This is a genomic window from Streptomyces sp. NPDC021225 (genome assembly GCF_044332865.1).
Classification (GTDB): Bacteria; Actinomycetota; Actinomycetes; order Streptomycetales; family Streptomycetaceae; genus Streptomyces.
The window spans coordinates 1,266,542-1,292,704 of record NZ_JBIRPV010000001.1; the positions used below are offsets into that span (position 1 = coordinate 1,266,542).

Below are 26,163 nucleotides of genomic sequence, written 5' to 3' on the forward strand. Positions count from 1 at the left end.
CCGACGATCTTGCTCTGACCTGCGGCGTCCCTCAAGGCGCGGCGCGTGGGTGTGCCCGTACTCACATAGCGTGTTGGTCACATCCGGTGGTCATACCGCCTGCGCGGCCACCACGGCACCGCGCTTTTCGACCGCCTGCTGATAGAGCCTGCCCGCGCGGTACGAGGAGCGGACGAGCGGGCCGGACATGACACCGGCGTAGCCGATCTCCTCCGCCTCCTCCTTCAGCTCCACGAACTCCTGGGGCTTGACCCAGCGGTCCACCGGGTGGTGCCGGACGGACGGCCGCAGATACTGCGTGATCGTGATCAGCTCGCAGCCCGCGTCGTACAGGTCCTGGAGCGCCTGGCTGATTTCCGCCCGCTCCTCGCCCATGCCCAGGATCAGATTGGACTTGGTGACCAGACCCGCCTCGCGCGCCCTGGTGATCACTTCGAGCGAGCGCTCGTAGCGGAAGCCGGGGCGGATGCGCTTGAAGACCCGCGGAACGGTCTCGACATTGTGCGCGAGCACCTCGGGGCGGGACGAGAAGACCTCGGCGAGCTGCTCGGGCACCGCGTTGAAGTCCGGGATCAGCAGCTCGACGCCGGTGTCCGGCATCAGGGCGTGGATCTGGCGGACCGTCTCCGCGTACAGCCAGGCGCCGCCGTCCTCGAGGTCGTCGCGGGCGACCCCGGTGATCGTCGCGTACTTCAGCTCCATGGACTGGACGGACTCCGCCACGCGGCGCGGCTCGTCGCGGTCCAGGGGCTGCGGCTTGCCGGTGTCGATCAGGCAGAAGTCACAGCGCCGGGTGCACTGCTCGCCACCGATCAGGAAGGTCGCCTCGCGGTCCTCCCAGCATTCGTAGATGTTCGGACAGCCCGCTTCCTGGCACACGGTGTGCAGGCCCTCGCGCTTCACCAGGCCCTGGAGCTCGGTGTACTCGGGCCCCATCTTCGCGCGGGTTTTGATCCACTCCGGCTTGCGCTCGATGGGCGTCTGGCTGTTCCGGACCTCAAGGCGCAGCATTTTGCGTCCGTCGGGTGCGACTGCGGACACGTCCGGCACTCCTTAGTGGGTGGAGAGGCATCGAATCTTTGGCGAACCCCAGCGTACGCCCGTCATTCGTACGCCCTTACGCCCAGGGCGACCGAGGGTCCTCAGACGGCGCGGGGCAGCGGCACGGCGGACTCCAGGACGGCCAGCAGATGCTTCTCGATCACCGGAACCACCTCCGCCACGCTGATCTCGCGGCCCAGCTCCTCCGAGAGCGAGGTCACACCCGCGTCGCGGATGCCGCACGGCACGATCCGGTCGAACCAGGTGGTGTCGGGATTGCAGTTGAGCGAGAAGCCGTGCATCGTCACGCCCTTGGCGATCCGCACCCCGATCTGGGCGAGCTTGCGGTCCTCGCGGCGCTGGCCGGCGTTGGACGGGGCGTACTCCGGGCCGTTCAGCCGGGGGTCGAACTCCTCGTCGGCGACGCGCGGATCGAAGTCCAGATTCAGCCCGCCCAGCGCGCGGCGCTCCTCCAGCGGGTCCCCCAGCACCCACACCCCGCTGCGGCCCTCGACCCGGGTGGCCTCCAGGCCGAACTCCGCACAGGTGAGGAGCAGGGCATCCTCCAGACGTCGTACATGCGCGATGACGTCCACCGGACGCGGCAGCTTGAGGATCGGATAGCCGACGAGCTGCCCCGGCCCATGCCAGGTGATCTTGCCGCCGCGGTCCACGTCCACGACCGGGGTGCCGTCCAGGGGGCGCTCGTTGTCGGCCGTGCGCCGGCCCGCGGTGTAGACCGGCGGGTGCTCCAGCAGCAGACAGGTGTCCGGCACCTCGTCGGCGAACCGCGCGGCGTGCACCCGCCGCTGCTCCTGCCACGCCTCCTGGTAGTCGACGGCGTCCGCCCCGAATCCCAGATGGACAAAGCGCAGCTCACTCACGGCGGCAATCCCTTCGGACCTCGTACAGCGCTCCGGCGCCCGTCCGGTGCGCCTCAGCCACTCTACGTCCGGCGGATCCGGCCCCCGCAGCCGGATCGTTGCGCCGGGCGCTCTCACCCGACCCTCACACGATCGGATGAATGCCGGGCGAGCGAGACGATCAGTGGCCCGGCGGCGGCTACTTTCGGGCCGTTTCCACGAAGCGATCAGGGAGACCGGCAGGCTGATGACGGAACGACCCCCGCAGCGCATTCCCAACCGTCAGCTCGCCGCGCTCATCGCGGAGGCGGGCTTCTCGAACGCCGGGCTCGCCCGGCGGGTGGACCAGCTCGGCCTCGAGCACGGTTTGGACCTGCGGTACGACAAGACATCCGTGACCCGCTGGCTGCGCGGACAGCAGCCGCGCGGCACCACTCCGGCGCTGATCGCCGAGGTCTTCACCCGGCGCCTCGGACGCCGGCTCAGCGCCCAGGACCTGGGCCTCGACGCCTGTGCGCCGGTCTATGCCGGGCTGGAGTTCGCCGCCACCCCGCAGGAGGCGGTGGACATCGTCAGCGGGCTGTGGCGCAAGGACTCCGGCAGCCAGGCGGAGCTACGGAAGATCGCCTTCACCCCGGCGGGGCTGGTGGTCCCCAGCCGCGACTGGCTGATCGGGCGACCCGACGACAAGGTGGCGCGCGGCGAGCCGCCCACACCGCCCCCGGGCGCGGTGCCGGTCAGGGTGGTGGGCAGGACCGCCGGGCCGGGCGCCCGGCCGCCGCTGCCCCGGCAGCGGCAGACGGACCGCTGCCAGCGCGGTCCCGGCCACCGGGTCACCGGCGGGGACATCGCCGCGCTGCGGTCGGTGGGCGAGCTGTTCCGCTCCCTGGACCAGACGTACGGCGGCGGGCACGCCCGGCAGGCCCTGGTGCGGTATCTGGAGCACGAGGGCGAGCCGATGCTGCGTGGCACCTACGGGGAGGCGACGGGGCGGCGGCTGTTCGCCGCGATCGCCGATCTGACCCGGCTCGCGGGCTGGACCTCGTACGACATCGCGGCCCACGGCCTGGCCCAGCGGTACTTCGTCCAGGCGCTGCGGCTCGCCCAGGCCGCGGGGGACCGGCCGTACGGCAGCTATGTGCTGGTCACGATGAGCCGCCAGGCCGTCTATCTCGGCCATGGGCGGGAGGCAGTCCAGCTGGCCCGGGTGGCCCAGCAGGGCATGGGCGGCGGCGCCCCGCCCGCCCTCCAGTCGCTGCTGCACGCCGTGGAGGCGCGGGGCCACGCCGTCATGGGCGAGGTGCGTGCCTGCACCGCCTCGCTGGCGCGCGCCGAGCGGGCGCTGGAGACGGCCCGGCCGGGGGACGAGGTGCCCTACTGGGCGCGGTTCTTCGACGAGGCGCAGCTGGCCGACGAGTTCGGACACTGCCACCGCGATCTCCAGCAGTACCGTGCCGCCGCCCAGCACGCCGAGCGCTCGCTCCAGCTGCGCGGCAAGGCGTACGCGCGCAGCAGGCTGTTCTGCCGAGTGGTGCTGGCGACGGCGCGGCTGGGCCTCGGCGAGCTGGAGCAGGCGTGCGCGCTGGGCGCGGAGGCGGCACAGCAGGCGGCCGAGATGCGGTCGGCGCGCGCCACGGACTACGTACGGGACTTCGAGCGGCGGCTCGAGCCGTACCGGGACGCGGCGGCGGTGCGGGGGTACCGGGACCGGGTGGCGGCGCTGGGGTAGCCGGGGCGGGGCGTGACGTAACTGGTTGGGCGCGGGGCGGCGGGCTGGGCCCGCCGCCCCGCAGGTCCTCCGGGCCGGCGGGTCAGGCCGCCGCCGCGCCCGGGGTCGAGGGCTCGGCGCCGGGGAGCGCGCCGAGGTCGTGCAGGATGGCGCGGGCGGCGCGGCGTCCGGAGACGAGGGCGCCCTGCACCGTGCTGGAGTCGCGGTGGTCGCCGCACACATACAGGCCGGACAGCAGCCGGACCGGGCGCCGCAGATCGTGGGGTGCGGGCATGGCGGGGACCGCGCTGGGGTCGTGGTGGGCGGCGAGCAGCTCCCAGCGGGCGGTGGAGGTGCCGTAGACCGCGGCCAGTTGGGCCCGGGCGGCCCGGTCGAGCTCGGCGGCGGGCAGGGCCGCGGCGGCGCCCAGGACCGTTGAGGTGATCAGGACCCGGCCGGGCGGGGTGCGCGAGGGATCGACCTCGCTGGCGACGGCGGTGTGCGCGACCGGGCCGCGGTCCCCGGCGGTGAGCACCAGAGCGGGCTCGCGCAGCGGCGACCGGTCCGCGGTGTGGTGCAACACGGTGACCGGGTGGAAGTCCGGGAGCCGCAGCCCGGGGAGGAGGTCCGCGGCGGCGCGCGCGCCGGTGGCGACCAGCACCGAGCGGCAGGCGAACTCGCCGTGTTCGGCGGTGGCCACGGCGGTGGTGGAGGCCGTCACGGCGCGTACGCCGGTGTGGACCGTGCCCGGCGGCAGGGCCGCGGCCAGCAGCTCCGGGACGGCCGAGGCGCCGCCCGCCGGGAGGCACAGCCGACCCCGTGCGTAGCCGCGCAGCACCAGGTCGGCGCAGCGGCTGGAGGTGGTCAGCCCGGGGTCGCTGAGCAGTGAGACGAGCAGCGGGCGCAGAAAGCCCTCGACGGTACGGGCGGGCAGCCCGCGCCCGGCCAGGGTCTCGGCGACGGGCCGGTCGGGGCGGGTGAGGAGGCGGTCGGCGGGCAGGGCGGCGAGCCTGCCGAGGGCCGAGCCGAGCCGGGCCTGGTCGAGCGCGCCGCCGAGAGGCGCACGGGCGGCGTTCGCGAGGGCGCGCGCCGTGGTCAGTGCGCCCCTCGTGCTCCGGCTGCCCGTGGCCCGGCCGTTTGCGCTCCGGCCGTTGGTGCCCCAGCCGCCGCCGCCGGTGGCGCCGACCCGGTGGGTGCGGCCGTCGGAGCGCACCAGCACGCCCGGGGCGAAGGGGCGCAGCACGAGTTCGCCGAGCCCGGGGGTGCGCCGCAGCTCCGGGAAGGAGGTGTTGATGAGCTGTCCGGTGCGGTCCAGCCGGAAGCCGTCGATCAGATCGGTGGTCATGCGGCCGCCCACGCGGGGCGCGGCTTCCAGCACGCTGACCGTGACCCCCGCACTGGTCAGCTGGTGGGCCGCGGCCAGCCCCGCCAGTCCGGCTCCCACGATGACGACGTCCGTGCGGTGCGCGCTGGTGAGCACGTGCCCTCCCCGAGGTCGGTGCGTACGCTAGGGGGCCTGGTGCCCCCGACCGGCAGCCCGGATGCCTCTGTCCCACAACTCGGGTTCCCTGGGCCCGTCATGACAGTACGGACAAAAACGGTCGATGCCAGACGCGCATCGACCGAGCATGGGCGCACAGCGGTCGCACATCGGCCCCCGGCGGTCGATCAGCGGCGACCCCCGCGCGCGGCCAGCGCCGCCCGCAGCGCCTCCTCGATCCCCGGGTGGGCGAAGGTGAACCCCGAGTCCAACAGCCGCCGGGGCACGGCCCGCACACTGCCGAGGACATCGCTGGAGAGCTCGCCCAGCGCGAGCCGCAGCGCGGGCGCGGGGACGGACAGCAGCGTCGGCCGGCCCAGCACCCGGCCCATGGCGGCGGTCACCTCGCGGTTGGTGACGGGCTCGGGTGCGGTGAGGTTGACCGGGCCCGCCAGCCCCTCGGTGGTCAGGATGTGGCGCAGGGCGGCGATGTGGTCGTCCAGGGCGATGAAGCTCCAGTACTGGCGGCCGCTGCCCATCCGGCCGCCGAGGCCGAGCCGGAACAGCGGGAAGAGCCGCCCCCAGGCCCCGCCCTCCCCGGCCACCACCAGCCCGGTGCGGGCGAACACGGTTCGCACGCCCGCGTCCTGGGCCGCCCCGGCCGCCTCCTCCCACTCCTGGCACAGGCCCGCGAGGAAGCCCTCGCCAGGGGGCGCGCTCTCGTCCACCGCGCGCTCCCCGGTGTCGCCGTAGATGCCGATCGCGCTGCCGCTCACCAGCACCCGCGGCGGGGTGTCGAGGGAGGCCACGGCCTCGGCGATGGCGGCGGTGCCGAGCACCCGGCTGTCCCGCAACTCCTTCTTGTAGGCGTCGGTCCAGCGGCGGTCGCCGATGCCCGCGCCCGCGAGATGCACCACCGCCGCACAGCCCGCGAGCCCCTCGGTGTCCACCCACTGCCGCTTCGGCTCCCACCGGACCTCGTCCGCCGCCCGCGGCGGGCGCCGCACCAGCCGCACCACCTCGTGGCCGTCCGCGCGCAGGGAGCGGACGAGAGCCGTGCCGATGAGTCCGGACGAACCGGTGATCGCGATACGCATGGGGCCATCCTGCCGCCATCGCATACCGGATGCCGGATGCGCCGCTCAACGCCCTGGCGAACGGACCGTCATGGCACAGTGACCCGCATGTCCGATCTGATCATTCGACCCGCCGCCCTCGCCGACGACGCGACACTCGCCGATCTGGACCGGCGCACCTGGTCCCCGCTGCACTCCGTACAGCCGCCGCCGAGCCCGGACGCCCCCTTCTTCACCGACCGGAACCGGCCCGAGCAGCTGCTGATCGCCGAGGCCGAGGGGCGGACGGCGGGCTTCATACGCCTCGTCGCGCCGACCCCGCTCGCCTGCAACGCGCATGTACGCGCGATCCAGGGCCTGGCGGTGGACGACTGGGCGCGCGGCCGGGGCGTGGCGCGGGCGCTGCTCGGCGCGGCGTACGAGGAGGCCAGGCGCCAGGGGGCGGTCCGCATCACGCTGCGGGTGCTCGGGCACAACGCGCCGGCGCGGCGGCTGTACGAGTCCGAGGGCTTCGCGGTGGAGGGCGTGCTGCCGGGGGAGTTCCTGCTGGACGGAGAGTACGTGGACGACGTGCTGATGGGGCGCTCTCTCTGAGCCCCTGGCCTCACTGAGTCAGGCGCGGAAGCGTTCCCACAGCCGGGGGAACCGCTCCGCCAGTGTCCGCTCGTCCTCCAAGTCGACGGCCGAGCCCTCGGGTTCGGCCGTCCGCGAGGGCAGACCCAGGTCCGGCAGCACCGCGCCGGTCAGCTGCTCGTACGCCTCGTCCGCCGCGAAGCCCAGGTCCTCGCAGTCCCCGTCCACCCGCTCGTCGAAGCTCTCCAGCAGCTCGGCGAGGTTGTCCGGCTCGTGCAGCGCGCCCTCGAACACCTCCCGGCCCTGGCCGATCAGCCAGTAGCGGAAGGCGTCGAAGGCGTCGTCGCCGACATTCCCCAGCAGAAGTTGGGCCGCGGCCCACAGGTCCCAGCGGTAGGCGCGGTTGGAGCGGGCCTCGAAGTGACGGGCGAAGTCCAGGACGGCGTCCGGGTCCAGCTGGGACAGCCGGTCGACGAGCAGGTCGGACTGGTCCTCGGGGTCGCCCTCGGCGGCATCCCGAGCGCTGTCGACCAGCTCCCAGAACTCCGTCTCGTCCATCACGGGACCAGCATCGGCCCTTGTGCGCGCTTGTGCACGCCGGAGTGGCCCGGAATGCAAGGCGACAGAAAAAGACGACAGAAGATGGCGGGATTCACTGCGAAGGTCGGAGGTGTCCACACCAGTCCGAGAAGGGGCATACAGACGTGAGCACAAAGGGCGCACTGGCGGGCAGGGTCGCACTCGTCGCAGGGGCGACACGCGGCGCGGGCCGGGCGATGGCCGTGGAGCTGGGGGCGGCGGGGGCCACCGTCTACGCGACGGGGCGCACCACGCGGGAGAAGGCCAGCGAGGTCGGGCGGACGACGGAGACCATCGAGGAGACGGCGGAGCTGGTCACGGCCGCAGGAGGCACGGGGATCGCGGTACCGGTCGACCATCTGGTGCCCGAGCAGGTGCGGGCGCTGGTGGAGCGGATCGAGGACGAGCAGGGGCGGCTGGATGTGCTCGTCAACGATGTGTGGGGAGGCGAGCACCTGGTCACCTTCGACAAGAAGTCCTGGGAGCTGGAGCTGGAGAACGGGCTGCGGATGCTCCGGCTCGGCGTCGAGACCCACCTTGTCACCAGCTACTACGCGCTGCCGCTGCTGACCCGGCGGCCGGGCGGGCTGGTGGTCGAGGTGACCGACGGCACGGCCGAATTCAACAGGACCTACCGCGAGAACCTCTTCTACGACCTTGCCAAGAACGCCCCCATCCGGACGGCCTTCGGGCTCGCCCAGGAGCTGAAGGAGTTCGGCGGCACGGCGGTCTCCATCACCCCGGGCTTTCTGCGCTCCGAGCAGATGCTCGACCACTTCGGGGTGACCGAGGAGAACTGGCACGACGCCGTCGAGCGGGAGCCGCACTTCGCCATCGCCGAGTCGCCGCACCTGGTCGGGCGGGCGGTCGCGGCGCTCGCGGCGGACCCGGAGCGGGCGCGGTGGTCGGGGAAGTCGGTGTCCAGCGGCCAGCTGGCCAAGGAGTACGGCTTCACGGATGTGGACGGCTCGCGGCCGGATGCGTTCGGCTACTTCCGGGATGTCGTCTCCGGCGGGAAGGAGGGGACGGCCGCGGACTACCGGTAGAGCGCGGAGGCGCGGGCGGCCGCCGCGGCGAAGCGCTCGCGTAGCTCCGGCGGCTCCAGCACCTCCGCCTCCGGGCCGAGCGCCAGCAGCTGCTCGTACGCCACGTCCAGCGACTCCACGGGCAGGGTGACGGTGATCCGCCCCTGCCCGTCGGGGTCCCCGGCCGCCCCGGCCGCCGCGACCGCCTCCTGGCCCGCCGTCCGGTCCGTCACCTGCGGCAGCCGGCGCGCGCCCTCCCCGGTCAGCCGCAGCACGACCTTCTCGCGCAGGAGCGAGCGGGCGAACTGCGCGGCGCGCTCCTCCCAGAACGCGGGCAGGTCGAAGTCCGCCAGCCGCTCGAAGCGGTCGTGGCGGTCCTGGCGGTCGGCGGGGCCCGCCGGCCCGACGGCGGTGAAGCGGTCCACCCGGTAGACGCGGAAGTCGCCCTCGCCCTCGACCCGTGCCGCCAGGTACCAGACGCCCGCCTTCAGCACCAGGCCGTACGGCTCCAGCTCCCGCTCCACCTCGATGTCCCGGCGGTGGTAGCGGGCCGTGACCCGGCGGTCGTCCCACACGGCGTCGGCGACCGCGGGCAGCAGCTCGGGCGTCTCGGGCTCGTGCCACCAGCCGGGGGCGTCGAGGTGGAAGCGCTGGGCCGCGGTGTGCGAGGCGTCGCGCAGCTCGGGGAGGAGCGAGGCGGAGACCTTCAGGCGGGCGGCGGAGGCGGCGTCCGCGAGCCCCATGCCGCGCAGCGCGGACGGCACCCCGGACAGGAACAGCGCCTCGGCCTCGGTGCGGCCGAGGCCGGTCAGCCGGGTGCGGTAGCCGCCGACCAGGCGGTAGCCGCCGGTGCGGCCGCGGTCCGCGTAGACCGGGACCCCGGCCTCGGAGAGCGCGGCCACATCGCGCGTGACCGTACGCTCCGAGACCTCCAGCTCCCGCGCCAGGTCGGCCCCCGTCATGGAGGGCCGGGACTGCAACAGCAACAAGAGACGGATCAGCCGAGCGGCGCGCATGCGTCCATCATGCCCTTGCGCGCGGCCCGGGGCCGGGGTTCCTCCCCGCCCTTTCCCGGTGCTCAGGACCGACTCCTCCGGAGTTGTGGCCCTCGTCGTTCCGCGAGCGAGGCGGTGGAGTCAGAGCTCAATCCCCGCCAACTTCGAGAGCTTCAACAACTTCGCGTTGCTCCTCCGGTGCAGGGACGACACCACCCGGAACACTTCCCGACCCATCGGATGGATACGGGCCATCTGTGGTGCCGCGTCCCAGGCGATGCTCAGGTTTTCCAGCGCCCCGTCACGGTTCCCGAGGTCGAGCTGAGCCCTGGCGTAGTTGATGTGCGTCGGGGCTACCCGTGTCGGAGGCAGACCCGCCAGGGCGGCAGGCAGGTCATCGGCCAGCCTCAGCGCCTCCCGGGGCCTGCCAAGATCCACACAGGTGGCGAGTTCGTGCGTGGACGTGTTCTGAGGTCCCACGGTCAGACCATGCACGTCCAGGTCACGGCCAATGCCGATGTTGGCGTTATGGGCGGAATCGATATGGCGCTGAGCTTCCCGCTTCGCTTCCCGCTTCGCTTCCCGCTTCGCTTCCCGCTTCGCTTCCCGCTTATCTGTCAGCCGACCAGCAAGGGTCATCCCTCGGAGGTTCAGGACGGATACCGCGACACGGAGCTGTAGACCTCTGCGAGCGTCATCCACGCTTCTGCGGTGTTGGCCGCGTGCGCGTGAGCCGTAGCGTCCCGCAGGAGACTCGGGAGCAATTTCTTGAGCCCAACCACGTCTACGGCGTCCCGGTACCTTCCAGCGGCCTCCAGAGCCGCACCCATGCGCGGCTCCTCGACAGGCCGTCTGTCCGGCAGGTCGTAGTCCCTGATGGCGGCCCTGAGAGAGGAGAGACGCGCTTGATCCTCCTGAGTGACAGGGACACGGCCAAGTACCTCGTCCATGGTCACGCCGAAGGCGCGAGCCAGGGCAGCGGCGAGGGCAGGCGTCAGCGTCCGGCCCGCCGCTCGTCAGCGCAGATACCCGATCAGTCGGTCGACCAGGTCGACCGGGCGCGACAGCGCGACCAGGTGACCGCCGGGGACGTCGTCGGCGTTGATCCCGAGACGGTCGCGGGCCACTCGGCGCTGGAACTCCGAGGGGAAGAACCGGTCCTCGGCTGCGGCAAGCACGCGAGTGGTCACATCCGGCCACCGTTCGATGCCGCAAGGCTGGCTGAACGCGGCGTCGGCCTCAGGCCGGTCATGCGCCGCGCCGGCGGCGGCGACCTCGGCCGGCACGTCGTGCAGGAAATAGGTGGACAGGTCGAACTCCGGGCTGTACCCGCCTGCTTCGGCTGCTGCGACGCGGGCCGCCGGCGATCCGGTGTTGTCCCACCACTGTCCGGGCGTCTCGCCCGGCAGCGGGATCATCGCGTTGACCAGCACCAACAGATCTACTTGCACGCGAGCGCAGACCATCGGGGCGGTGAAGCCGCCCATCGACTGGGCCACCAACACAACGTCGTCATGGTCGCCGATCGCAGCGACCACCGCGTCGGTGTACTCGGGCAGCCCTGCGGATTCGTCGGCGCCGGGCAGTTCAACAGCGACCGCCTCGTGCCCCCTGGCGTGCGACTCGGGCACCACACGATGCCAGTACCAGGCCGCACCCCCGGCCCCGGGAATCAAGACAAACATGCATATACCTCGCACTCTCCGCTTCGTTCTTGGAACATTGAGACCGTCGGGAACGATGAGAATCATCGGTCATGATTTATTCGCACAAGGCGGCGGGCACGGAAAGGACGACGACGGAGGCGACGGGCACCCCGGACAGCCGTGGACGCCCACCGACGAGCCTCACCCGGACGGTTCGACGCCTCCCGGCGATGGGACGCACAAGAAGTGACAAGCTCGGCTGAGCAGGCGGGGCGGCCCACTCGTCAGGAGCTGGGCCGCCTCCTCCTCAACACGGGTGCCATGTCGGCCGAGTGGGTCCCGGCTTTTGAGGCCGTGCCACGCTCCCGCTTCCTGCCTGCCCTGATATGGCCGCATGACATGGCCACCGGCCGATACTCCACGGTCAACAAAGAGCAGGATCCGAAAGCGTGGCAGCAATACGCCGACTCCGACGACCCCATCGTCACGCAATGGGACGACGGCGCGCACGAGGGTCCCGGGCCGGGTAATTCCTTCAGCTCCTCGTCGTCCATGCCGAGCCTGGTGTTCTCCATGCTGGCCGACCTGGATGTGAAGCCGGGACACCGGGTGCTGGAGATCGGTACGGGCACAGGGTGGAACGCGGCCTTGCTGGCGCATCGTCTGGGCGCTGAGAACGTCGTCACCGTGGAAGTGGACGGTGCTGTTGCCTCGGATGCCAAGAAGTCCTTGGATCGCTTCGGGCTACCGATGCAGGTGGTGCACGGGGACGGGCTCCTCGGGTACCCCGCACGCGCTCCGTACGATCGCGTCATCGCCACATGCGGGTTACGTAAGATCCCGTTCGCGTGGGTGGAGCAGTCCAAACCAGGCGGGGTGCTCCTCGTTCCCTGGGGGACGTACTACGGTCCTGGCGAAGCGACCGCCCGACTCGTGGTCGCCCCGCACGGACAGAACGCGTCGGGGCCGTTCACCCGGCCCGTGGCGTTCATGCGTCTGCGCTCTCAACGGTTCGTGTGGCCCCGGCACGACGAGTACGTCCCGCCGGGGGCACTGGACGCCGCGGAGACGTCCACCACGACGCTCACTGAGGCGCAGTTCTGTGGCACCGGGAGTTTCGACGCGGTCGGTTTCGCCTTGGGCCTGCGTGTGCCTGACGTTGCGCACAACCCCGACCGCAAGCGGGATGGTCGGCGCGCTGTGTGGTTCTACGGGCTCTCGGACAGGTCCTGGGCCGTCGTCGTTTTCCGTGATGACCGCAGAGAGGCCAAGGTCTACCAGTCCGGCCCGCGCCGATTGTGGGGTGAGGTGGAGAGCGCCTACCGCTGGTGGGTCAGCCATGGCGAACCGGATCACTCCCGGTTCGGTCTCACGGTCACGGCCGAAGAGACACACGCTTGGCTGGACGATTCCGCGAACTCCTGGCCCCTGTGAAACGACCGGCCCCGCTCATACGCCAGCATGGCGCATGGGCGGGGCTTCCGCAGTCCGCGGGGCGGTCAGATGCCGTAGCGCTCGGCCGCTTCCTTCGCCGCCGTGGGCTTGACCTCGCCGCGGCGGGCGAGCCGGCTCAGGGCGGTGACCACGATCGCCGGGACGTCCACCCCGAAGTGGCGGCGGGCGGCCTCGCGGGTGTCGGAGAGGCCGAAGCCGTCCGTGCCGAGCGAGTACCAGTCCTGCTCGACCCACTGGCTGATCTGGTCGGGGACGGCGCGCATCCAGTCGCTTACGGCGAGGACCGGGCCCGGTGCGCCTGCCAGGGCACGGGTGACGTACGGGACCCGGTCTTCACCGTTGAGCTGCGCCGCGTCACAGGACAGGGCGTCGCGGCGCAGCTCGCTCCAGGAGGTGGCGGACCACACGTCGGCGGCCACGCCCCAGTCGTCGGCGAGGAGCTTCTGGGCCTCCAGGGCCCAGTGGATGGCGGTGCCGGAGGCGAGGAGCTGGATGCGCGGGGCGCCCTCGTCCGTCAGCTCGGCCGACTTGTAGCGGTAGAGGCCCTTGAGGATGCCCTCCTCGACGCCCTCGCCGGCGGGCATGGGCGGCTGGACCTTGGTCTCGTTGTAGACGGTCAGGTAGTAGAAGACGTCCTCGGCGTCCGGGCCGAACATCCTGCGCAGACCGTCCCGCACGATCGCGCCGACCTCGTACGCGAAGGCCGGGTCGTACGCGACCGCCGCCGGGTTGGTGGAGGCGATCAGGTGGGAGTGGCCGTCGGCGTGCTGGAGGCCCTCGCCGGTCATCGTGGTGCGGCCCGCCGTGGCGCCGACCAGGAAACCGCGGCCGAGCTGGTCGGCCAGCGCCCACATCTGGTCGGCGGTGCGCTGCCAGCCGAACATCGAGTAGAAGATGTAGAAGGGGATCATCGGCTCGCCGTGCGTCGCGTACGATGTCGCGGCGGCGGTGAAGTCGGCCATCGAACCGGCTTCGGTGATGCCCTCGTTGAGGATCTGGCCGTTGGCCGCTTCCTTGTAGTAGAGCAGCTGGTCGCGGTCGACCGGGTCGTAGGTCTGGCCGAGCGGGGAGTAGATCCCGGCGGTCGGGAAGAGCGACTCCATGCCGAAGGTGCGCGCCTCGTCGGGGACGATCGGCACCCAGCGGCGGCCGGTCTCCTTGTCCCGCATCAGGTCCTTGACCAGGCGGACGAACGCCATGGTGGTGGCGATCTCCTGGCTGCCGGAGCCCTTGGCCAGGGTCTCGAAGGGCTTGGCCGACGGCTCGGGCAGGGCGACCGGGTGGACCTTGCGGGCCGGGGCGGGGCCGCCGAGGGCGGCGCGGCGCTCCTGGAGGTAGCGCACCTCGGGGGAGTCGGCGCCGGGGTGGACGTACGGGACCAGCTTGTCGTCCAGCGCGCTGTCCGGGATGGGCAGCTCCAGGAGGTCGCGCATAGCGCGGAACTCCTTGCCGCTCAACTTCTTCATCTGGTGGTTCGCGTTGCGCGACTCGAAGCCGGGGCCGAGCGTGTAGCCCTTGACGGTCTGGGCCAGGACGACGGTCGGGGCGCCCTTGTGCTCCATGGCCGCGCGGTACGCCGCGTACACCTTGCGGGGCTCGTGGCCGGCCCGGGAGGTGTGGAAGCACTCGGCGAGCTTGGTGTCGGTGAGGCCCTGGCCGAGCCGGGCGAGCTCGGGGTCGGCGCCGAAGAAGTGGTCGCGGATGTACGCGGCGTCGCGCGTCGCGTACGTCTGGAACTGGGCGTCGGGGACCTCGCGCAGCCGGCGCAGCAGCGCGCCCGAGGTGTCGAGGGCGAGCAGCTCGTCCCAGGCGGAGCCCCACAGGGCCTTGACGACATTCCAGCCGGCGGCGCGGAACTGCGCCTCCAGCTCCTGCACGATCTTGAAGTTGGCGCGCACCGGGCCGTCGAGCCGCTGGAGGTTGCAGTTGATGACGAAGGTGAGGTTGTCCAGACCCTCGCGGCCGGCCAGGGCGAGCGCCGCGGTCGACTCGGGCTCGTCCATCTCGCCGTCGCCGAGGAAGGCCCATACGTGGGAGCCGGCGGTGTCCTTGATGCCGCGGTTCGCGAGATAGCGGTTGAAGCGCGCCTGGTAGATCGCGGAGATCGGGCCGAGGCCCATGGAGACGGTGGGGAACTCCCACAGCCAGGGCAGCCGCCGCGGGTGCGGGTAGGAGGGCAGGCCCGAGCCGCCCGCCTCGCGGCGGAAGTTGTCCAGGTGAGCCTCGGTCAGCCGGCCGTCGAGGAAGGCACGGGCGTAGATGCCGGGGGAGGCGTGGCCCTGGATGTAGAGCTGGTCGCCGGAGCCGTCCGTCTCCTTGCCGCGGAAGAAGTGCTGGAAGCCAGTCTCGTAGAGCCAGGCGGCGGAGGCGAAGGTGGCGATGTGGCCGCCGAGGCCGTCACGGCTGCCGCGGGTGACCATCGCGGCGGCGTTCCACCGGTTCCAGGCGGTGATCCGCCGCTCCATGTCCTCGTCGCCCGGGAAGGAAGGCTCCGCGGCGGTGGGGATGGTGTTGACGTAGTCCGTCTCGAGCAGCGGGGGCAGCCCAAGACCGGCGGTCTCGGCGCGCTCCAGCGTGCGGCGCATCAGGTACGAGGCGCGGTGTGGGCCCGCGGCCCGGGTGACGGCATCCAGGGACGCGCCCCACTCGGCGGTCTCCTCGGGGTCGCGGTCCGGGAGCTGGTCGAGCTCGCTGGACTGCTTCGGGACGGGCTGCTGGATGGGCTGCTTCCGGGTGGCTGCGGCCATCCCTCCGTTGACGAGGTCGGTCATGTCTCGACTGTAAATTCTGATCGATGATCGATCAAAGTACTTGAGGCCAAAAACTTCTCCGAAAGGCGAAATTGGCATTCCGTGCCGCGAAAGAAGGCACGGCGTGCAGTGCCAGAGGGGTGTCAGGCGCGTGGCGCGCAGCCCAGGACGTGTTCCTTGACCAGCTCCGCCACCCGCGGGTCCCGTCGCCGGAACGCGTCCACGACGGCCTGGTGCTCCTCCGCGTACGACTCCTGGCGGGTGCCGAGCCAGCGGATGGACAGCGTGGTCCAGATCTCGATGCCCAGCGATTCCCAGGTGTGCAGCAGCACACTGTTGCCCGAGGCCCGCACCAGCTCGCGGTGGAAGGCCACGGTGTGCCGCACCTGGGCCTCCCCGTCGGATCTTCGGTCCGCCTCGTACAGCGCCGCCACCTCGGGCTCCAGCGCCGAGGTGTCCTCGGCCAGCCGGGGCGCGGCGAGCTCCGCGGCGATCTGCTCGAGACCGGCCCGCACCGGGTAGATCTCCTCCAGGTCGGCGGCGGTCAGATTGCGGACGCGTACGCCCTTGTTGGGCGCCGACTCGATCAGCCGCAGGGTCTCCAGCTCGCGCAGCGCCTCGCGGACGGGCGTCTGGCTGACCTCCAGTTCGGTGGCGATCCGGCGCTCCACGATCCGCTCGCCCGGCTTCCAGCGCCCGCTGACGATGCCCTCCACGATGTGCTCGCGGATCTGCTCGCGCAGCGAGTGGACGACGGGATGGACCATGACACTCCTCCGGACGGTACTGACATGACAATACGGCGGCCGGGCAGACGACGGCGCCCCCGCCCGGATCTCTCCGGGCGGGGGCGCCGTTGTCAGCCGTACCGGCGGGTGCCGGCTCGAGGGCTCAGAGGCCGAGCTCGACCTCGAACTCGCCGGCCTCCAGGATCTCCTTGACCGCGGTCAGGTAGCGGGCCGCGTCGGCGCCGTCCACCAGGCGGTGGTCGTAGGAGAGCGCCACATAGGTCATGTCGCGCACCGCGATCGTCTCGCCGAGGTCCGGGTGGTTGATGACCACCGGGCGGCGGACGGTCGCGCCGATGCCCAGGATGGCGACCTGGTTCGGCGGCACGATGATCGTGTCGAACAGCGCGCCGCGTGAGCCGGTGTTGCTGATGGTGAAGGTCGCGCCGGACACCTCGTCCGGAGAGATCTTGCTGGCCCGCACCTTGCCCGCCAGCTCCGCCGTCTTCTTGGCGATACCGGCGAGGCTGAGGTCACCCGCGTTCTTGATGACCGGGGTCATCAGGCCCTTCTCGGCGTCCACCGCGATACCGACGTTCTCGACGTCGAAGTAGGTGATGGTGCCCTCGTCCTCGTTGATCCGGGCGTTGATCACCGGGTGGCTCTTCAGCGCCTGGACGGCGGCCTTGACGAAGAACGGCATCGGCGAGAGCTTGACGCCCTCACGCTGCGCGAACGACTCCTTCGCCTGGCCCCGCAGCCGCATGAGCTTGGTGATGTCCACCTCGACCACGCTGGTCAGCTGCGCCTGGCCGTGCAGGGCCTTCATCATGTTGTCGCCGATGACCTTGCGCATCCGCGGCATCTTGACGGTCTGGCCACGCAGCGGCGACGGGGCCGCGGCGGCGGCCTTCGGCGCCGCGGCCGGGACGGCGGCCTGGGCCTGCGCGGCGGCGGCGGCCTTGGCGGCCTCCGCGGCGGCGATGACGTCCTGCTTGCGGATGCGGCCGCCGACGCCGGTGCCCTTGACGGTGGCCAGGTCCACGCCGTTCTCCGCGGCGAGCTTGCGCACCAGCGGGGTCACGTACGCGCCCTCGCCCTCGGCGGCAGCCGGAGCCGGGGTGACCGGAGCCGGGGCGACCGGGGCGGGCGCGACCGGGGCCGGGGCGACCGGAGCGGGCGCCACCGGAGCCGGGGCGGGCGCCGGAGCGGCGGCCACCGGAGCCGGGGCCGGGGCGACCGGAGCCGGGGCAGGCGCCGGAGCCGGAGCCGGAGCGGCGGGGGCCGGGGCGGGAGCCGCCGGGGCGGGCGCGGCCGCCGGAGCGGCGCCGGCGACGCCGATCACGGCCAGCTTGGCGCCGACCTCGGCGGTCTCGTCCTCGGCCACCAGGATCTCGAGCAGGGTGCCCGAGGCCGGTGCCGGAATCTCGGTGTCGACCTTGTCGGTGGAGACCTCGAGCAGCGGCTCATCGGCCTCGACCGAGTCGCCGACCTCCTTCAGCCAGCGGGTGACCGTGCCCTCGGTCACCGACTCGCCCAGGGCGGGCAGCACGACGTCGGTGCCCTCGGCAGCGCCCGCGGGGGCGGCGGCCGGAGCGGGCGCCGGGGCCGGGGCCTCGGCGACGGGGGCCGGGGCGGGCTCGGGCTGCGCCACGGGGGCGGGCTCGGCCACGGGGGCGGGCTCGGCCGCGGGGGCGGGGGCGGCCGCCGGGGCCGCGCCACCGTCGTCGATGACGGCCAGCTCGGCGCCGACCTCGACCGTCTCGTCCTCGGCCACCTTGATGGAGGTGAGCACACCGGCCGCGGGGGCCGGGATCTCGGTGTCGACCTTGTCGGTGGAGACCTCGAGCAGGGGCTCGTCGGCCTCGACCCGCTCACCCTCGGCCTTCAGCCATCGGGTGACGGTGCCCTCGGTCACGCTCTCGCCGAGCGCCGGCAGGGTTACGGAAACCGCCATGGTTTCGGTTGCTCCTAACGATCTGTACGGATTGTTCGCGCTCGGGACTACTAGTCGTGGGCGTGCAGCGGCTTCCCGGCCAGTGCCAGGTGGGCCTCGCCGAGCGCCTCGTTCTGAGTCGGGTGGGCGTGGATGAGCTGCGCGACCTCGGCCGGCAGCGCCTCCCAGTTGTAGATCAGCTGAGCCTCGCCGACCTGCTCGCCCAGGCGGTCACCGACCATGTGGACGCCGACGACGGCACCGTCCCGCACCTGGACGAGCTTGATCTCGCCCGAGGTCTTCAGGATCTTGCTCTTGCCGTTGCCCGCGAGGCTGTACTTGAGGGCCACGACCTTGTCCGCGCCGTACAGCTCCTTGGCCTTGGCCTCGGAGATGCCGACCGAGGCGACCTCGGGGTGGCAGTAGGTGACCCGCGGCACACCGTCGTAGTCGATCGGCACGGTCTTCAGACCGGCCAGCCGCTCGGCCACCAGGATGCCCTCGGCGAAACCGACGTGCGCGAGCTGGAGCGTGGGCACCAGGTCGCCGACGGCCGAGATGGTGGGAACGTTGGTCTGCATGTACTCGTCGACGAGGACATAGCCGCGGTCCATCGCGACCCCGGCCTCCTCGTAGCCCAGGCCCTGCGAGACCGGGCCGCGGCCGACGGCGACGAGCAGCAGCTCCGCCTCGAAGGTCTTGCCGTTCTCCAGCGAGACCTTCACACCGTCGGCGGTGTGCTCGACGCCCGAGAAGCGCGCGCCGAGGGAGAACTTGATGCCGCGCTTGCGGAAGGCGCGCTCCAGCAGCTTGGAGCTGTTCTCGTCCTCGACCGGGACGAGGTGGGGAAGCGCCTCGACGATGGTGACGTCGGTTCCGAAGGACTTCCACGCGGAGGCGAACTCGACGCCGATGACGCCGCCGCCCAGCACGATCGCGGACTTCGGCACCCGGTCCAGGACCAGCGCGTGGTCGGAGGTGATGACGCGCTCGCCGTCCACCTCCAGGCCCGGCAGGGACTTCGGCACGGAGCCCGTGGCCAGCAGGATGTGGCGGCCGGTGTAGCGCTGGCCGTCGACATCGACCGAGGTCGGCGAGGACAGCCGGCCCTCACCGGTCACATAGGTGACCTTGCGGGAGGCGATCAGGCCCTGGAGGCCCTTGTACAGGCCCGAGACCACGCCGTCCTTGTACTGGTGCACGCCTTCGATGTCGATGCCCTCGAAGGTCGTCTTCACGCCGAACTCGGCGCCCTCGCGGGCCTGGTCGGCGATCTCACCGGCGTGCAGCAGGGCCTTGGTGGGGATGCAGCCACGGTGCAGGCAGGTGCCGCCCACCTTGTCCTTCTCGATCAGGGCGACGTCCAGACCCAGCTGCGCCGCGCGCAGGGCAGCGGCGTAACCGCCGCTACCGCCTCCGAGGATCACTAGGTCGAAAACGGTGCTGGCGTCGTTCGCCACGTCACGTCCTCCATGCATGGTGCGCCGGGGCCGGCCGTCGGTGGCCGGGCGGCGGCTGTGGTTCGGCCGCATCTTGCTTTCGGCCCTGGTGTCGGGGGCCCTGTCCTGCCGAGACAACATCTTCGCACTTGTTGACGACAGGCGGGACGCGGGGCCGCTGTGTGACATATCTCCAAACCCCTGTTCAGGGGTTACTCGCGCGTACTACCCGCGTAGGGTGGCCGGATTTCGTTTAAGGCGAAATCCGCGGCGCCCGCGCGGAGCGGCCGGGCCCGCCATGGACCCGGCCGGTCTCGGCACCGGTGGTGGCTCAGCCCAGGTCGCCGTCCGCCGTACGCTCGGCCAGCCGCACCAGGGTGCGGACCGCGGAGCCCGTGCCGCCCTTGGGGGTGTAGCCGAACGGGCCGGACTCGTTGAAGGCCGGACCCGCGATGTCCAGGTGGGCCCAGACCGCGCCGTCCTCGACGAACTCCTTGAGGAAGATCCCGGCCACCAGGCCGCCGCCCATCCGCTCACCCATGTTCGCCAGGTCGGCCACCGGGGAGTCGATGCTCTTGCGCAGGTCGCCGGGGAGCGGCATCGGCCAGGACTGCTCGCCGACCTCCCCCGCGATCTCGTGCAGGGAGGTACGGAACGCCTCGTCGTTCGCCATGATCCCGAACGTGCGGTGGCCCAGCGCGAACACCATCGCGCCGGTGAGCGTCGCCACGTCCACGATCGCGTCCGGCTTCTCCTCGCAGGCGCGGGTCAGCGCGTCGGCCAGCACCAGCCGGCCCTCGGCGTCGGTGTTCAGCACCTCGACGGTCTTGCCGCTGTACATCGTCAGCACATCGCCGGGGCGGGTGGCCGAGCCCGACGGCATGTTCTCGGCCAGCGCCAGCCAGCCGGTCACATTGACCCGCAGGCCCAGCTTCGCGGCCGCGACCACCGTGGCGAACACGGCGGCCGCGCCGCTCATGTCGCACTTCATGGTCTCGTTGTGGCCGGCCGGCTTGAGGGAGATGCCGCCCGAGTCGTAGGTGATGCCCTTGCCGACCAGGGCCAGGGTCTTCTCCGCCTTCGGGTGCGAGTAGGCGACCCGGACCAGGCGCGGCGGGGCCTGCGAGCCCTGGCCGACGCCCATGATGCCGCCGTAGCCGCCCTTCTTCAGCGCCTTCTCGTCCAGCACCTCGGTCTTGAGACCGTGCTCCTTGGCCGCCTCCAGCACGGCGGCGGCGAAGAGGGCGGGGTTGAGCAGGTTCGAGGGGGTGTTGATGAGGTCGCGGGCGCGGTTGACCTCGGCGGCGAGGGCGATGGCGCGCTCGGCCGCCGCCTTGAACTCCTTGTCGCGCGGCTTGGCGCCGAGCAGGGCGACCTCGGCGAGCGGTGCGCCGTTCTTCTTGTTGCCGTTCTTGGCGTTCTTGGCGTCGCCGTTGTTCTGGTTGGCCTTGTACGAGTACGCGCCGAGCAGCGCGCCCTCGGCGACCGCGGCGGCGTCCCCCGCGTCCGCCACCGGCAGCGCGAAGGCGCCCTTCTTCGAACCGGACAGCGCACGGGCGGCCGCGCCGGCCGCGCGGCGCAGCGCCTCGGCGTCGTAACCGTCGCCCTTGGCCGGGGCGTCGCCGAGTCCGACCGCCAGCACGACCGGGGCCTTGAGGCCGGTGGCGGAGGGCAGCTTGGTCACCTCGCCGTCCGCGCCGGTCGCCCCGAGGGTCTCCAGGACGGTGGCCAGCTTCCCGCCGAAGGCCTTGTCCACGGCCTCGGCGCCGGGGGCGACGACGGGGCCCTTGGCCCCCTTCGCCACGCCGACGACGACGGCGTCCGCGCGCAGCGTCGCGGCGGAGGAGGTGCTGAGAGTCAGAGAAGTCACGGTGATGGGGTCCCTCTTCCGGATTAGTTCCTCGGCCGACGTGGGGTGTCCCGCTGAGACGGGGACGGGCCGGCCGAGCCCATCGGCATCGTATGCGCGGGTCACCAGGTGCCCGAGCGGCGGGCTGTCGCGGGCCATCGCGAGGGTAACTCCACCGACGGCACCGGCGCGCGGGCTCGCGGGTACGGGCGGGCACGGGCGCCCTCTCGCGCACCCGTTCGGGGGTGGCCCCCGGCCGGGATTCGGGGCGTCCACTCCGTGGACGTGGGGGCCGAGCCGTACGACGGGTCAGCCCAGGGCCATGGCGATCAGGGCCGCCGTGGCCGCCGTCTCGGCGAGCGCGCCGAAGACGTCGCCGGTGACGCCGCCGAAGCGACGGCGGCAGTGGCGCAGGAGGAGTTCCGCGGCGCCCAGCGCGGCGAGGACGGCGAGCGCGTGGTGCACCGCCCCGTACGCGCCGAAGGACGCGCCGCCCACGGCGCACACCACGACCGTCACCGCCGCCGCGCCCAGCGCGGGCCCGAACGGAACCGCCCCCGCGACCGCCGCGCCCAGCCCCTCCGGCCGCGCCGCGGGCACCCCTTCGCGCGCCGCCGGCGTCAACGCGCACCGCGCCGCCATCCCGGCCGCGGCCGCCGCCACCGCGCCGTGCGCCCAGCCGGCCCCGTACAGCTCGGCCAGCGCGGCCACCTGCGCGAGCAGCGCGAACAGCAGAGTGACGACCCCGAACGGCCCGATGTCCGACCGCTTCATGATGCGCAGCGCGTCCTCCGCCGGCTTGCCGCTGCCGAGGCCGTCGGCGGTGTCGGCCAGCCCGTCCAGATGCAGCCCGCGGGTCAGCACGGCGGGCACCGCGACCGTGCCCACCGCGGCCAACAGCGCGCCGCCGCCCAGGAGCAGCAGCGCCGCACCCAACGACGCCGCGCACAGCCCGACCGTGAGCCCGGCCAGCGGGGCGCACAGCATCCCCGCGCGCGCCGCCTCGCGATCCCAGCGCGTCACACGTACGGGGAGGGCGGTGAGCGTGCCGAAGGCGAAGCGGATGCCGTCTTCCCACGAGGCGCGTGGGGGGTCCGGCGGGTCCGGCGGGTTCGGCGGGGTGGGAGGGGTGGGAGGGGTGGGTGGTGTCGGCGGGGGTGGTGGGGGCGCTGGTTGGTCGTCTGTGGGCGCCGGGGGACGCGGGGGCTGCGCGGGCAGCGGGGGCCCGGGCGGGCGTGCGGGGGACTGTTCCGGCGTGGTGTCCATCGCGCCGCAGGCTATCGCGCACCCTGAGACGCCATGGGGTATTGGTGGTATCGGAACATCGTCGAACCGGGCAAGCTGCCGCTGCTCCTCGCCCTGGCCTCGTTCATCCTCTCGTTCGCGATCACGCGCACCATCACCCGGCTCATCAGGGCCGGCAAGGGGCCGTTCCGCAATATCGCCCCCGGCGGGCTGCACATCCACCACGTCGTCCCCGGCGTCGTGCTCACCGTCCTCGGCGGCTTCGCCGCGATCGCCGGCGCGCAGGCCGGCTTCTGGGAGTACGTCGCGGCGGTGGTGTTCGGGGTGGGCGCGGGGCTGGTGCTCGACGAGTTCGCGCTGATCCTGCATCTGCACGACGTGTACTGGACCGAGCAGGGCCGGCAGAGCGTCGAGGTCGTCGTCATCACCGCGGCGCTGGTCGGCCTGGTGCTGGGCGGCTTTGTGCCGTTCGGGGTGAACGAGGTGTCAGCCGCCGAGCGCCACGACCGCGGCGCGGTGATCGTGAACGTCTGCGTCAACTTCCTGTTCGCCCTGTTCGCGCTGGCCAAGGGCAAGCCGCGGACCGCGGTGATCGGAGTGCTGGTGCCGGTGCTGGCGCTCGTCGGCGCGGTCCGGCTGGCCCGGCCGGGGTCGCCCTGGGCACGGCGCTTCTACCGCCGCAGGCCACGGACGCGGCGGCGGGCGCTGAACCGCGCGGAGCGGCACGACACCCGCTGGAGAGGGGTGCGGCGGCGGTTGCAGGACTGGATCGGGGGGTTCTCCGAGACGGGGTCCTGACGGGCAAGGGTGCGGCGGTCTCCGCGGTTCGGGGTCTCGCGGCTATCGGCGCGCCGCGGTCGTCTCCAGGTGCTTGCGGTTCAGCCACTTGGGCAGCCCCGGCGCCTCCAGGAAACCCTCGGCCCGCGCCGCGGCGATGCCGATCCGCGGCAGGTCCGTGCTCTTCTCGAAGAGCAGATAGCGGGGCTCCCAGATCGGCCGGTACTTGGCGTTGGCGCGGTAGAGCGACTCGATCTGCCACCAGCGGGAGAAGAAGCTGAGCAGCGAGCGCCACAGCCGCAGGACCGGCCCGGCGCCCAGCCTGGACCCGCGCTCGAAGACGGACCGGAACACCGCGAAGTTCAGCGAGATCTGGTCGGCGCCGACCTCCTTCGCCCGCTGGATCAGCTCCAGCACCATGAACTCCATCAGCCCGTTGTCCGAGTCCCGGTCGCGCCGCATCAGGTCCAGGGAGAGCCCGTGCGAGCCCCAGGGCGCGAAGCTCAGCATCGCGCGCGGCCTGCCGTCGCGGTCCGCGCAGTCCAGCAGCACACAGCGGCCGTCGGAGGGGTCGCCGAGCCGGCCGAGCGCCATGGAGAAGCCGCGCTCCGTCTCGCCGTCCCGCCAGTCGTCGGCGAGTCGCAGCAGCTCGGCCATCTCCTCCTCGGGGATGTCCTCGTGGTAGCGGATGCGCACCGTGTAGCCCGCGCGCTTGACCCGGTTGTAGGCCTGGCGCACGGTGCGCATCGCGCGCCCCTCCAGCGTGAACTCCTCGGTGTCGACGATCGCCTCGTCGCCGAGTTCGAGCGCGTCCAGGCCGTGCCGCGCGTACACCGTGCCGCCCTCCTCGCTCGCGCCGATCACGGCCGGGGTCCAGCCGTGCTCGCGGGCCTCGGCCAGCCACCGCTCGATCGCGCCGGGCCAGGCCTCCGGGTCCCCGATGGGGTCGCCGGCGGCCAGCGCCACGCCGCTCACCACCCGGTAGGTCACGGCGGATTTACCGGTCGGCGACCAGATGACGCTCTTGTCGTGGCGCAGCGCGAAGTAGCCGAGCGAGTCGCGGTCGCCGTGCTGCTCCAGCAGCGCGCGCAGCCCGCGTTCGTCCTCCGCGGAGATCGGGTCGACGACGCGGCGGGAGCGGAAGGCGGCGTACAGCACGAGCAGCAGCAGCCCCGTGCTCATGATGTTGATGGCCACATTCGCCCAGCCCGGGGTCTCGATGCCCTCGAAGCGGCCTTCCAGGGCCGCGAGCGAGATCAGGCGCAGCACGCCGTAGTGCCAGCGGTCCAGGAACGAGGAGCGGTAGTCGTCGGGCGCGGTGTTGGTGACGGTCACCAGCGCGGCCGCCAGCAGCGAGCCGATCAGCAGCCCGCCGACGGCGACGGCGGCCGCGAGCTTCGGGTTCGAGCGGTCGCCCTTGGCGTAGAACTCGCGGCGCCCGACGAGCAGCGCGACCACGAAGACGGCGGTGAGGCCCAGCGAGACCCAGTTCTGCGGGTGCTGGGCGACGGGCCGCTGGGTCAGCGCGAGGGCCAGCAGGGGGACGGTCAGCCCGCCGAGCACGAGGTTCAGGATCCAGGCCGCGCGCTTGCGGCGGCGCATGGTGATCGCCAGGAACATCGAGAACGCGCCGGAGAAGAAGCCCGCGGTGAGGAGGTACGGGGTGAAGTACTCGTCGACGTTGTGGCGCCTGATGTCGTTGCCGAAGGACACCCACACCGCGCCGAGGAAGTTCAGCGCGGTGACGGCGCGCAGATACCAGACGGTGAAGGCGGCGGAGCGACGCGGCCAGGGGCGGCCGCGGTGGGCGTCCTCTGTGGACTTCGAACGGACCTCTCCCATGTCGTGAGCATATGGGCAGAGGGGATGAAAGGGGGTGGGCGGGTCAGGTTATGTCGTCGGTGGCCGAGGAGGTCTCCTCGTCGGGTGCCGCGTCGGTCCGCTCGGGCAGCTCCGCCGCGAGCGCCGCGGCCGCCTGGACGAGCGGCAGGGCGAGCAGCGCCCCCGTGCCCTCGCCGAGGGTGACGCCGTGGTCGAGCAGCGGGGTGAGCGCGATCCGGTCGAGCGCCTTCTCCTGCGCCGGCTCACCGCTGTTCTGCCCGGCGAGCCACCAGTCGGGCGCGCGGAACGCCACGCGCTGCGCGACGAGCGCGGCCGCCGCGGAGACGACTCCGTCGAGGATGACCGGGGTGTGGCGGACGGCGCTCTGGAGCAGGAAGCCCGTCATCGCGGCGAGGTCGGCGCCGCCGCAGGTCGCGAGCAGCTGGAGCTGGTCGCCGAGGACCGGGCGGGCGCGGCGCAGACCATCGCGGATGGCCGCGCACTTGCGCATCCAGGCGAGGTCGTCGATGCCCGCGCCGCCGCGGCCGGTGACCACGGAGGCGTCGGTGCCGCAGAGCGCGGCGATCAGGGTGCCGGCGGCGGTGGTGCCGCCGACGCTCACATCGCCGAGGACGACGATGTCGGTGCCCGCGTCGGCCTCTTCGTCGGCGATAGCCATGCCCGCGCGGAAGGCCTGCTCGGCCTCCTCGAGGGTCAGCGCGTCCTCGATGTCCAGGCGGCCGGAGCCGCGGCGGACGCGGTGGCGGGTGATCTCCTTGGGCAGCTCGTCGGGGTCGCAGTCCAGGGACATGTCGACGACGCGCAGGGGTACGCCGTAGCGGCGGGCCAGGATGGCCACGGCGCTCTCGCCGTCGAGTACGGCGCGCACGAGCCGGTCGGCGGTGCCGGCGGGCCGGGCTGACACCTCCAGCTCGGCGACGCCGTGGTCGCCGGCGAAGAGCACGACGCGCGGCCGCTCGATGGGCTTGACCGGCACCCGCTGCTGGGCGGCGGCCAGCCACTCACCCAGCTCGTCCAGGCGCCCCAGCGCCCCGGGGGGCGCCGCCAGCCGCTCCCGGCGCTCCTCGGCATCGCGCCGGACACCGCCGTCGGGACGCTCGATCAGGTCGACGAAGTCATCGAGATTCAGACCGCTCACGGGCGGAACCCTACCCGG

The 26,163-nt window shown here is 72.4% G+C and carries 21 protein-coding genes; 5 read left to right on the plus strand and 16 right to left on the minus strand.

Annotation, left to right across the window (positions count from 1 at the left end):
* Window positions 1-90: 90 nt before the first annotated feature.
* Together lipA and lipB are read right to left on the minus strand one after the other, a co-directional pair.
* Window positions 91-1,041: a lipoyl synthase gene (gene lipA / locus ACH4S9_RS05830; RefSeq protein ID WP_311729995.1), complete on the minus strand. Its 951-nt coding sequence runs from the start codon at window positions 1,039-1,041 to the stop codon at window positions 91-93.
* Window positions 1,042-1,142: 101 nt separating this feature from the next.
* On the minus strand, window positions 1,143-1,925 hold the full coding sequence (gene lipB, locus ACH4S9_RS05835; RefSeq protein ID WP_311729994.1) for a lipoyl(octanoyl) transferase LipB: 783 nt from the start codon (window positions 1,923-1,925) through the stop codon (window positions 1,143-1,145).
* A gap of 226 nt (window positions 1,926-2,151) precedes the next feature.
* On the opposite strand from lipB, the gene ACH4S9_RS05840 reads away from it, so the two are divergent.
* On the plus strand, window positions 2,152-3,633 hold the full coding sequence (locus tag ACH4S9_RS05840; protein WP_311729993.1) for a regulator: 1,482 nt from the start codon (window positions 2,152-2,154) through the stop codon (window positions 3,631-3,633).
* 82 nt (window positions 3,634-3,715) lie between these two features.
* Here ACH4S9_RS05840 and ACH4S9_RS05845 read toward each other — a convergent pair whose 3' ends face one another.
* The gene (locus tag ACH4S9_RS05845; protein WP_361190964.1) at window positions 3,716-5,092 is read right to left on the minus strand and encodes an NAD(P)/FAD-dependent oxidoreductase; all 1,377 of its coding nucleotides are present in this window, start codon (window positions 5,090-5,092) and stop codon (window positions 3,716-3,718) included.
* A gap of 188 nt (window positions 5,093-5,280) precedes the next feature.
* A complete protein-coding gene (locus ACH4S9_RS05850) occupies window positions 5,281-6,189 on the minus strand; it encodes a TIGR01777 family oxidoreductase (RefSeq protein WP_311729991.1) in 909 nt (302 codons plus the stop codon).
* A gap of 87 nt (window positions 6,190-6,276) precedes the next feature.
* Here ACH4S9_RS05850 and ACH4S9_RS05855 point away from each other — a divergent pair, with 87 nt between their 5' ends.
* Window positions 6,277-6,762, plus strand: a complete 486-nt coding sequence (locus ACH4S9_RS05855; protein WP_385347877.1) for a GNAT family N-acetyltransferase — start codon at window positions 6,277-6,279, stop codon at window positions 6,760-6,762.
* Window positions 6,763-6,780: 18 nt separating this feature from the next.
* On the opposite strand, the gene ACH4S9_RS05860 is transcribed toward ACH4S9_RS05855, so the two are convergent.
* Entirely contained in the window at window positions 6,781-7,299 is a 519-nt protein-coding gene (locus ACH4S9_RS05860; protein ID WP_385347939.1) for a DUF4240 domain-containing protein, read from the minus strand.
* Window positions 7,300-7,445: 146 nt separating this feature from the next.
* Here ACH4S9_RS05860 and ACH4S9_RS05865 point away from each other — a divergent pair, with 146 nt between their 5' ends.
* Window positions 7,446-8,366: an SDR family oxidoreductase gene (locus ACH4S9_RS05865; protein ID WP_385347880.1), complete on the plus strand. Its 921-nt coding sequence runs from the start codon at window positions 7,446-7,448 to the stop codon at window positions 8,364-8,366.
* On the opposite strand, the gene ACH4S9_RS05870 is transcribed toward ACH4S9_RS05865, so the two are convergent.
* The 3 genes from ACH4S9_RS05870 to ACH4S9_RS05880 form a co-directional block, all read right to left on the minus strand.
* Complete coding sequence (locus tag ACH4S9_RS05870; protein WP_385347882.1) at window positions 8,357-9,361, minus strand: helix-turn-helix transcriptional regulator; 1,005 nt, start codon at window positions 9,359-9,361, stop codon at window positions 8,357-8,359. The two genes, ACH4S9_RS05865 and ACH4S9_RS05870, sit on opposite strands and share 10 nt — an antisense overlap.
* 120 nt (window positions 9,362-9,481) lie before the next feature.
* Window positions 9,482-9,979 (minus strand): hypothetical protein, encoded by a 498-nt coding sequence (locus ACH4S9_RS05875; RefSeq protein ID WP_398370059.1) that lies wholly within the window; start codon window positions 9,977-9,979, stop codon window positions 9,482-9,484.
* A gap of 377 nt (window positions 9,980-10,356) precedes the next feature.
* A complete protein-coding gene (locus ACH4S9_RS05880; protein WP_398370061.1) occupies window positions 10,357-11,091 on the minus strand; it encodes an alpha/beta fold hydrolase in 735 nt (244 codons plus the stop codon).
* A gap of 141 nt (window positions 11,092-11,232) precedes the next feature.
* Between ACH4S9_RS05880 and ACH4S9_RS05885 the strand changes: the two genes are divergently transcribed.
* On the plus strand, window positions 11,233-12,420 hold the full coding sequence (locus ACH4S9_RS05885) for a methyltransferase domain-containing protein (RefSeq protein WP_398370063.1): 1,188 nt from the start codon (window positions 11,233-11,235) through the stop codon (window positions 12,418-12,420).
* 65 nt (window positions 12,421-12,485) lie between these two features.
* On the opposite strand, the gene aceE is transcribed toward ACH4S9_RS05885, so the two are convergent.
* The 6 genes from aceE to ACH4S9_RS05915 form a co-directional block, all read right to left on the minus strand.
* On the minus strand, window positions 12,486-15,161 hold the full coding sequence (aceE, locus tag ACH4S9_RS05890) for a pyruvate dehydrogenase (acetyl-transferring), homodimeric type (RefSeq protein WP_394816879.1): 2,676 nt from the start codon (window positions 15,159-15,161) through the stop codon (window positions 12,486-12,488).
* Between the two features lie 173 nt (window positions 15,162-15,334).
* Complete coding sequence (locus ACH4S9_RS05895; RefSeq protein ID WP_089506224.1) at window positions 15,335-15,958, minus strand: GntR family transcriptional regulator; 624 nt, start codon at window positions 15,956-15,958, stop codon at window positions 15,335-15,337.
* A gap of 124 nt (window positions 15,959-16,082) precedes the next feature.
* Complete coding sequence (gene sucB / locus ACH4S9_RS05900; protein WP_398370065.1) at window positions 16,083-17,876, minus strand: 2-oxoglutarate dehydrogenase, E2 component, dihydrolipoamide succinyltransferase; 1,794 nt, start codon at window positions 17,874-17,876, stop codon at window positions 16,083-16,085.
* A 50-nt stretch (window positions 17,877-17,926) separates the two neighbouring features.
* Window positions 17,927-19,315, minus strand: coding sequence for a dihydrolipoyl dehydrogenase (lpdA, locus tag ACH4S9_RS05905; RefSeq protein ID WP_311729981.1), 1,389 nt, complete (start codon window positions 19,313-19,315; stop codon window positions 17,927-17,929).
* A 310-nt stretch (window positions 19,316-19,625) separates the two neighbouring features.
* A complete protein-coding gene (locus ACH4S9_RS05910; RefSeq protein ID WP_311729980.1) occupies window positions 19,626-21,164 on the minus strand; it encodes a leucyl aminopeptidase in 1,539 nt (512 codons plus the stop codon).
* Window positions 21,165-21,452: 288 nt separating this feature from the next.
* On the minus strand, window positions 21,453-22,409 hold the full coding sequence (locus ACH4S9_RS05915; RefSeq protein ID WP_398370068.1) for an adenosylcobinamide-GDP ribazoletransferase: 957 nt from the start codon (window positions 22,407-22,409) through the stop codon (window positions 21,453-21,455).
* Window positions 22,410-22,442: 33 nt separating this feature from the next.
* Here ACH4S9_RS05915 and ACH4S9_RS05920 point away from each other — a divergent pair, with 33 nt between their 5' ends.
* The gene (locus ACH4S9_RS05920) at window positions 22,443-23,186 is read left to right on the plus strand and encodes a hypothetical protein (RefSeq protein ID WP_311724651.1); all 744 of its coding nucleotides are present in this window, start codon (window positions 22,443-22,445) and stop codon (window positions 23,184-23,186) included.
* A gap of 42 nt (window positions 23,187-23,228) precedes the next feature.
* On the opposite strand, the gene ACH4S9_RS05925 is transcribed toward ACH4S9_RS05920, so the two are convergent.
* Complete coding sequence (locus ACH4S9_RS05925; protein WP_311724653.1) at window positions 23,229-25,007, minus strand: phosphatidylglycerol lysyltransferase domain-containing protein; 1,779 nt, start codon at window positions 25,005-25,007, stop codon at window positions 23,229-23,231.
* Between the two features lie 43 nt (window positions 25,008-25,050).
* Window positions 25,051-26,136 carry a nicotinate-nucleotide--dimethylbenzimidazole phosphoribosyltransferase gene (cobT, locus tag ACH4S9_RS05930; protein ID WP_385347945.1) on the minus strand — a complete coding sequence of 362 codons (1,086 nt, stop codon included), beginning with the start codon at window positions 26,134-26,136 and terminating at the stop codon, window positions 25,051-25,053.
* Between the last annotated feature and the right edge of the window lie 27 nt (window positions 26,137-26,163).

Bases quoted from the DNA above. Each gene is read 5' to 3' on its own strand.
- ACH4S9_RS05925 (WP_311724653.1), bottom strand. From the start codon at position 25,007: ATGGGAGAGGTCCGTTCGAAGTCCACAGAGGACGCCCACCGCGGCCGC.
- ACH4S9_RS05915 (WP_398370068.1), bottom strand. From the start codon at position 22,409: ATGGACACCACGCCGGAACAGTCCCCCGCACGCCCGCCCGGGCCCCCG.
- sucB (WP_398370065.1), bottom strand. From the start codon at position 17,876: ATGGCGGTTTCCGTAACCCTGCCGGCGCTCGGCGAGAGCGTGACCGAG.
- ACH4S9_RS05860 (WP_385347939.1), bottom strand. From the start codon at position 7,299: ATGGACGAGACGGAGTTCTGGGAGCTGGTCGACAGCGCTCGGGATGCC.
- ACH4S9_RS05895 (WP_089506224.1), bottom strand. From the start codon at position 15,958: ATGGTCCATCCCGTCGTCCACTCGCTGCGCGAGCAGATCCGCGAGCAC.
- ACH4S9_RS05875 (WP_398370059.1), bottom strand. From the start codon at position 9,979: ATGACCCTTGCTGGTCGGCTGACAGATAAGCGGGAAGCGAAGCGGGAA.
- ACH4S9_RS05855 (WP_385347877.1), top strand. From the start codon at position 6,277: ATGTCCGATCTGATCATTCGACCCGCCGCCCTCGCCGACGACGCGACA.
- ACH4S9_RS05870 (WP_385347882.1), bottom strand. From the start codon at position 9,361: ATGCGCGCCGCTCGGCTGATCCGTCTCTTGTTGCTGTTGCAGTCCCGG.
- ACH4S9_RS05920 (WP_311724651.1), top strand. From the start codon at position 22,443: ATGGGGTATTGGTGGTATCGGAACATCGTCGAACCGGGCAAGCTGCCG.
- ACH4S9_RS05850 (WP_311729991.1), bottom strand. From the start codon at position 6,189: ATGCGTATCGCGATCACCGGTTCGTCCGGACTCATCGGCACGGCTCTC.
- ACH4S9_RS05840 (WP_311729993.1), top strand. From the start codon at position 2,152: ATGACGGAACGACCCCCGCAGCGCATTCCCAACCGTCAGCTCGCCGCG.
- ACH4S9_RS05880 (WP_398370061.1), bottom strand. From the start codon at position 11,091: ATGATTCTCATCGTTCCCGACGGTCTCAATGTTCCAAGAACGAAGCGG.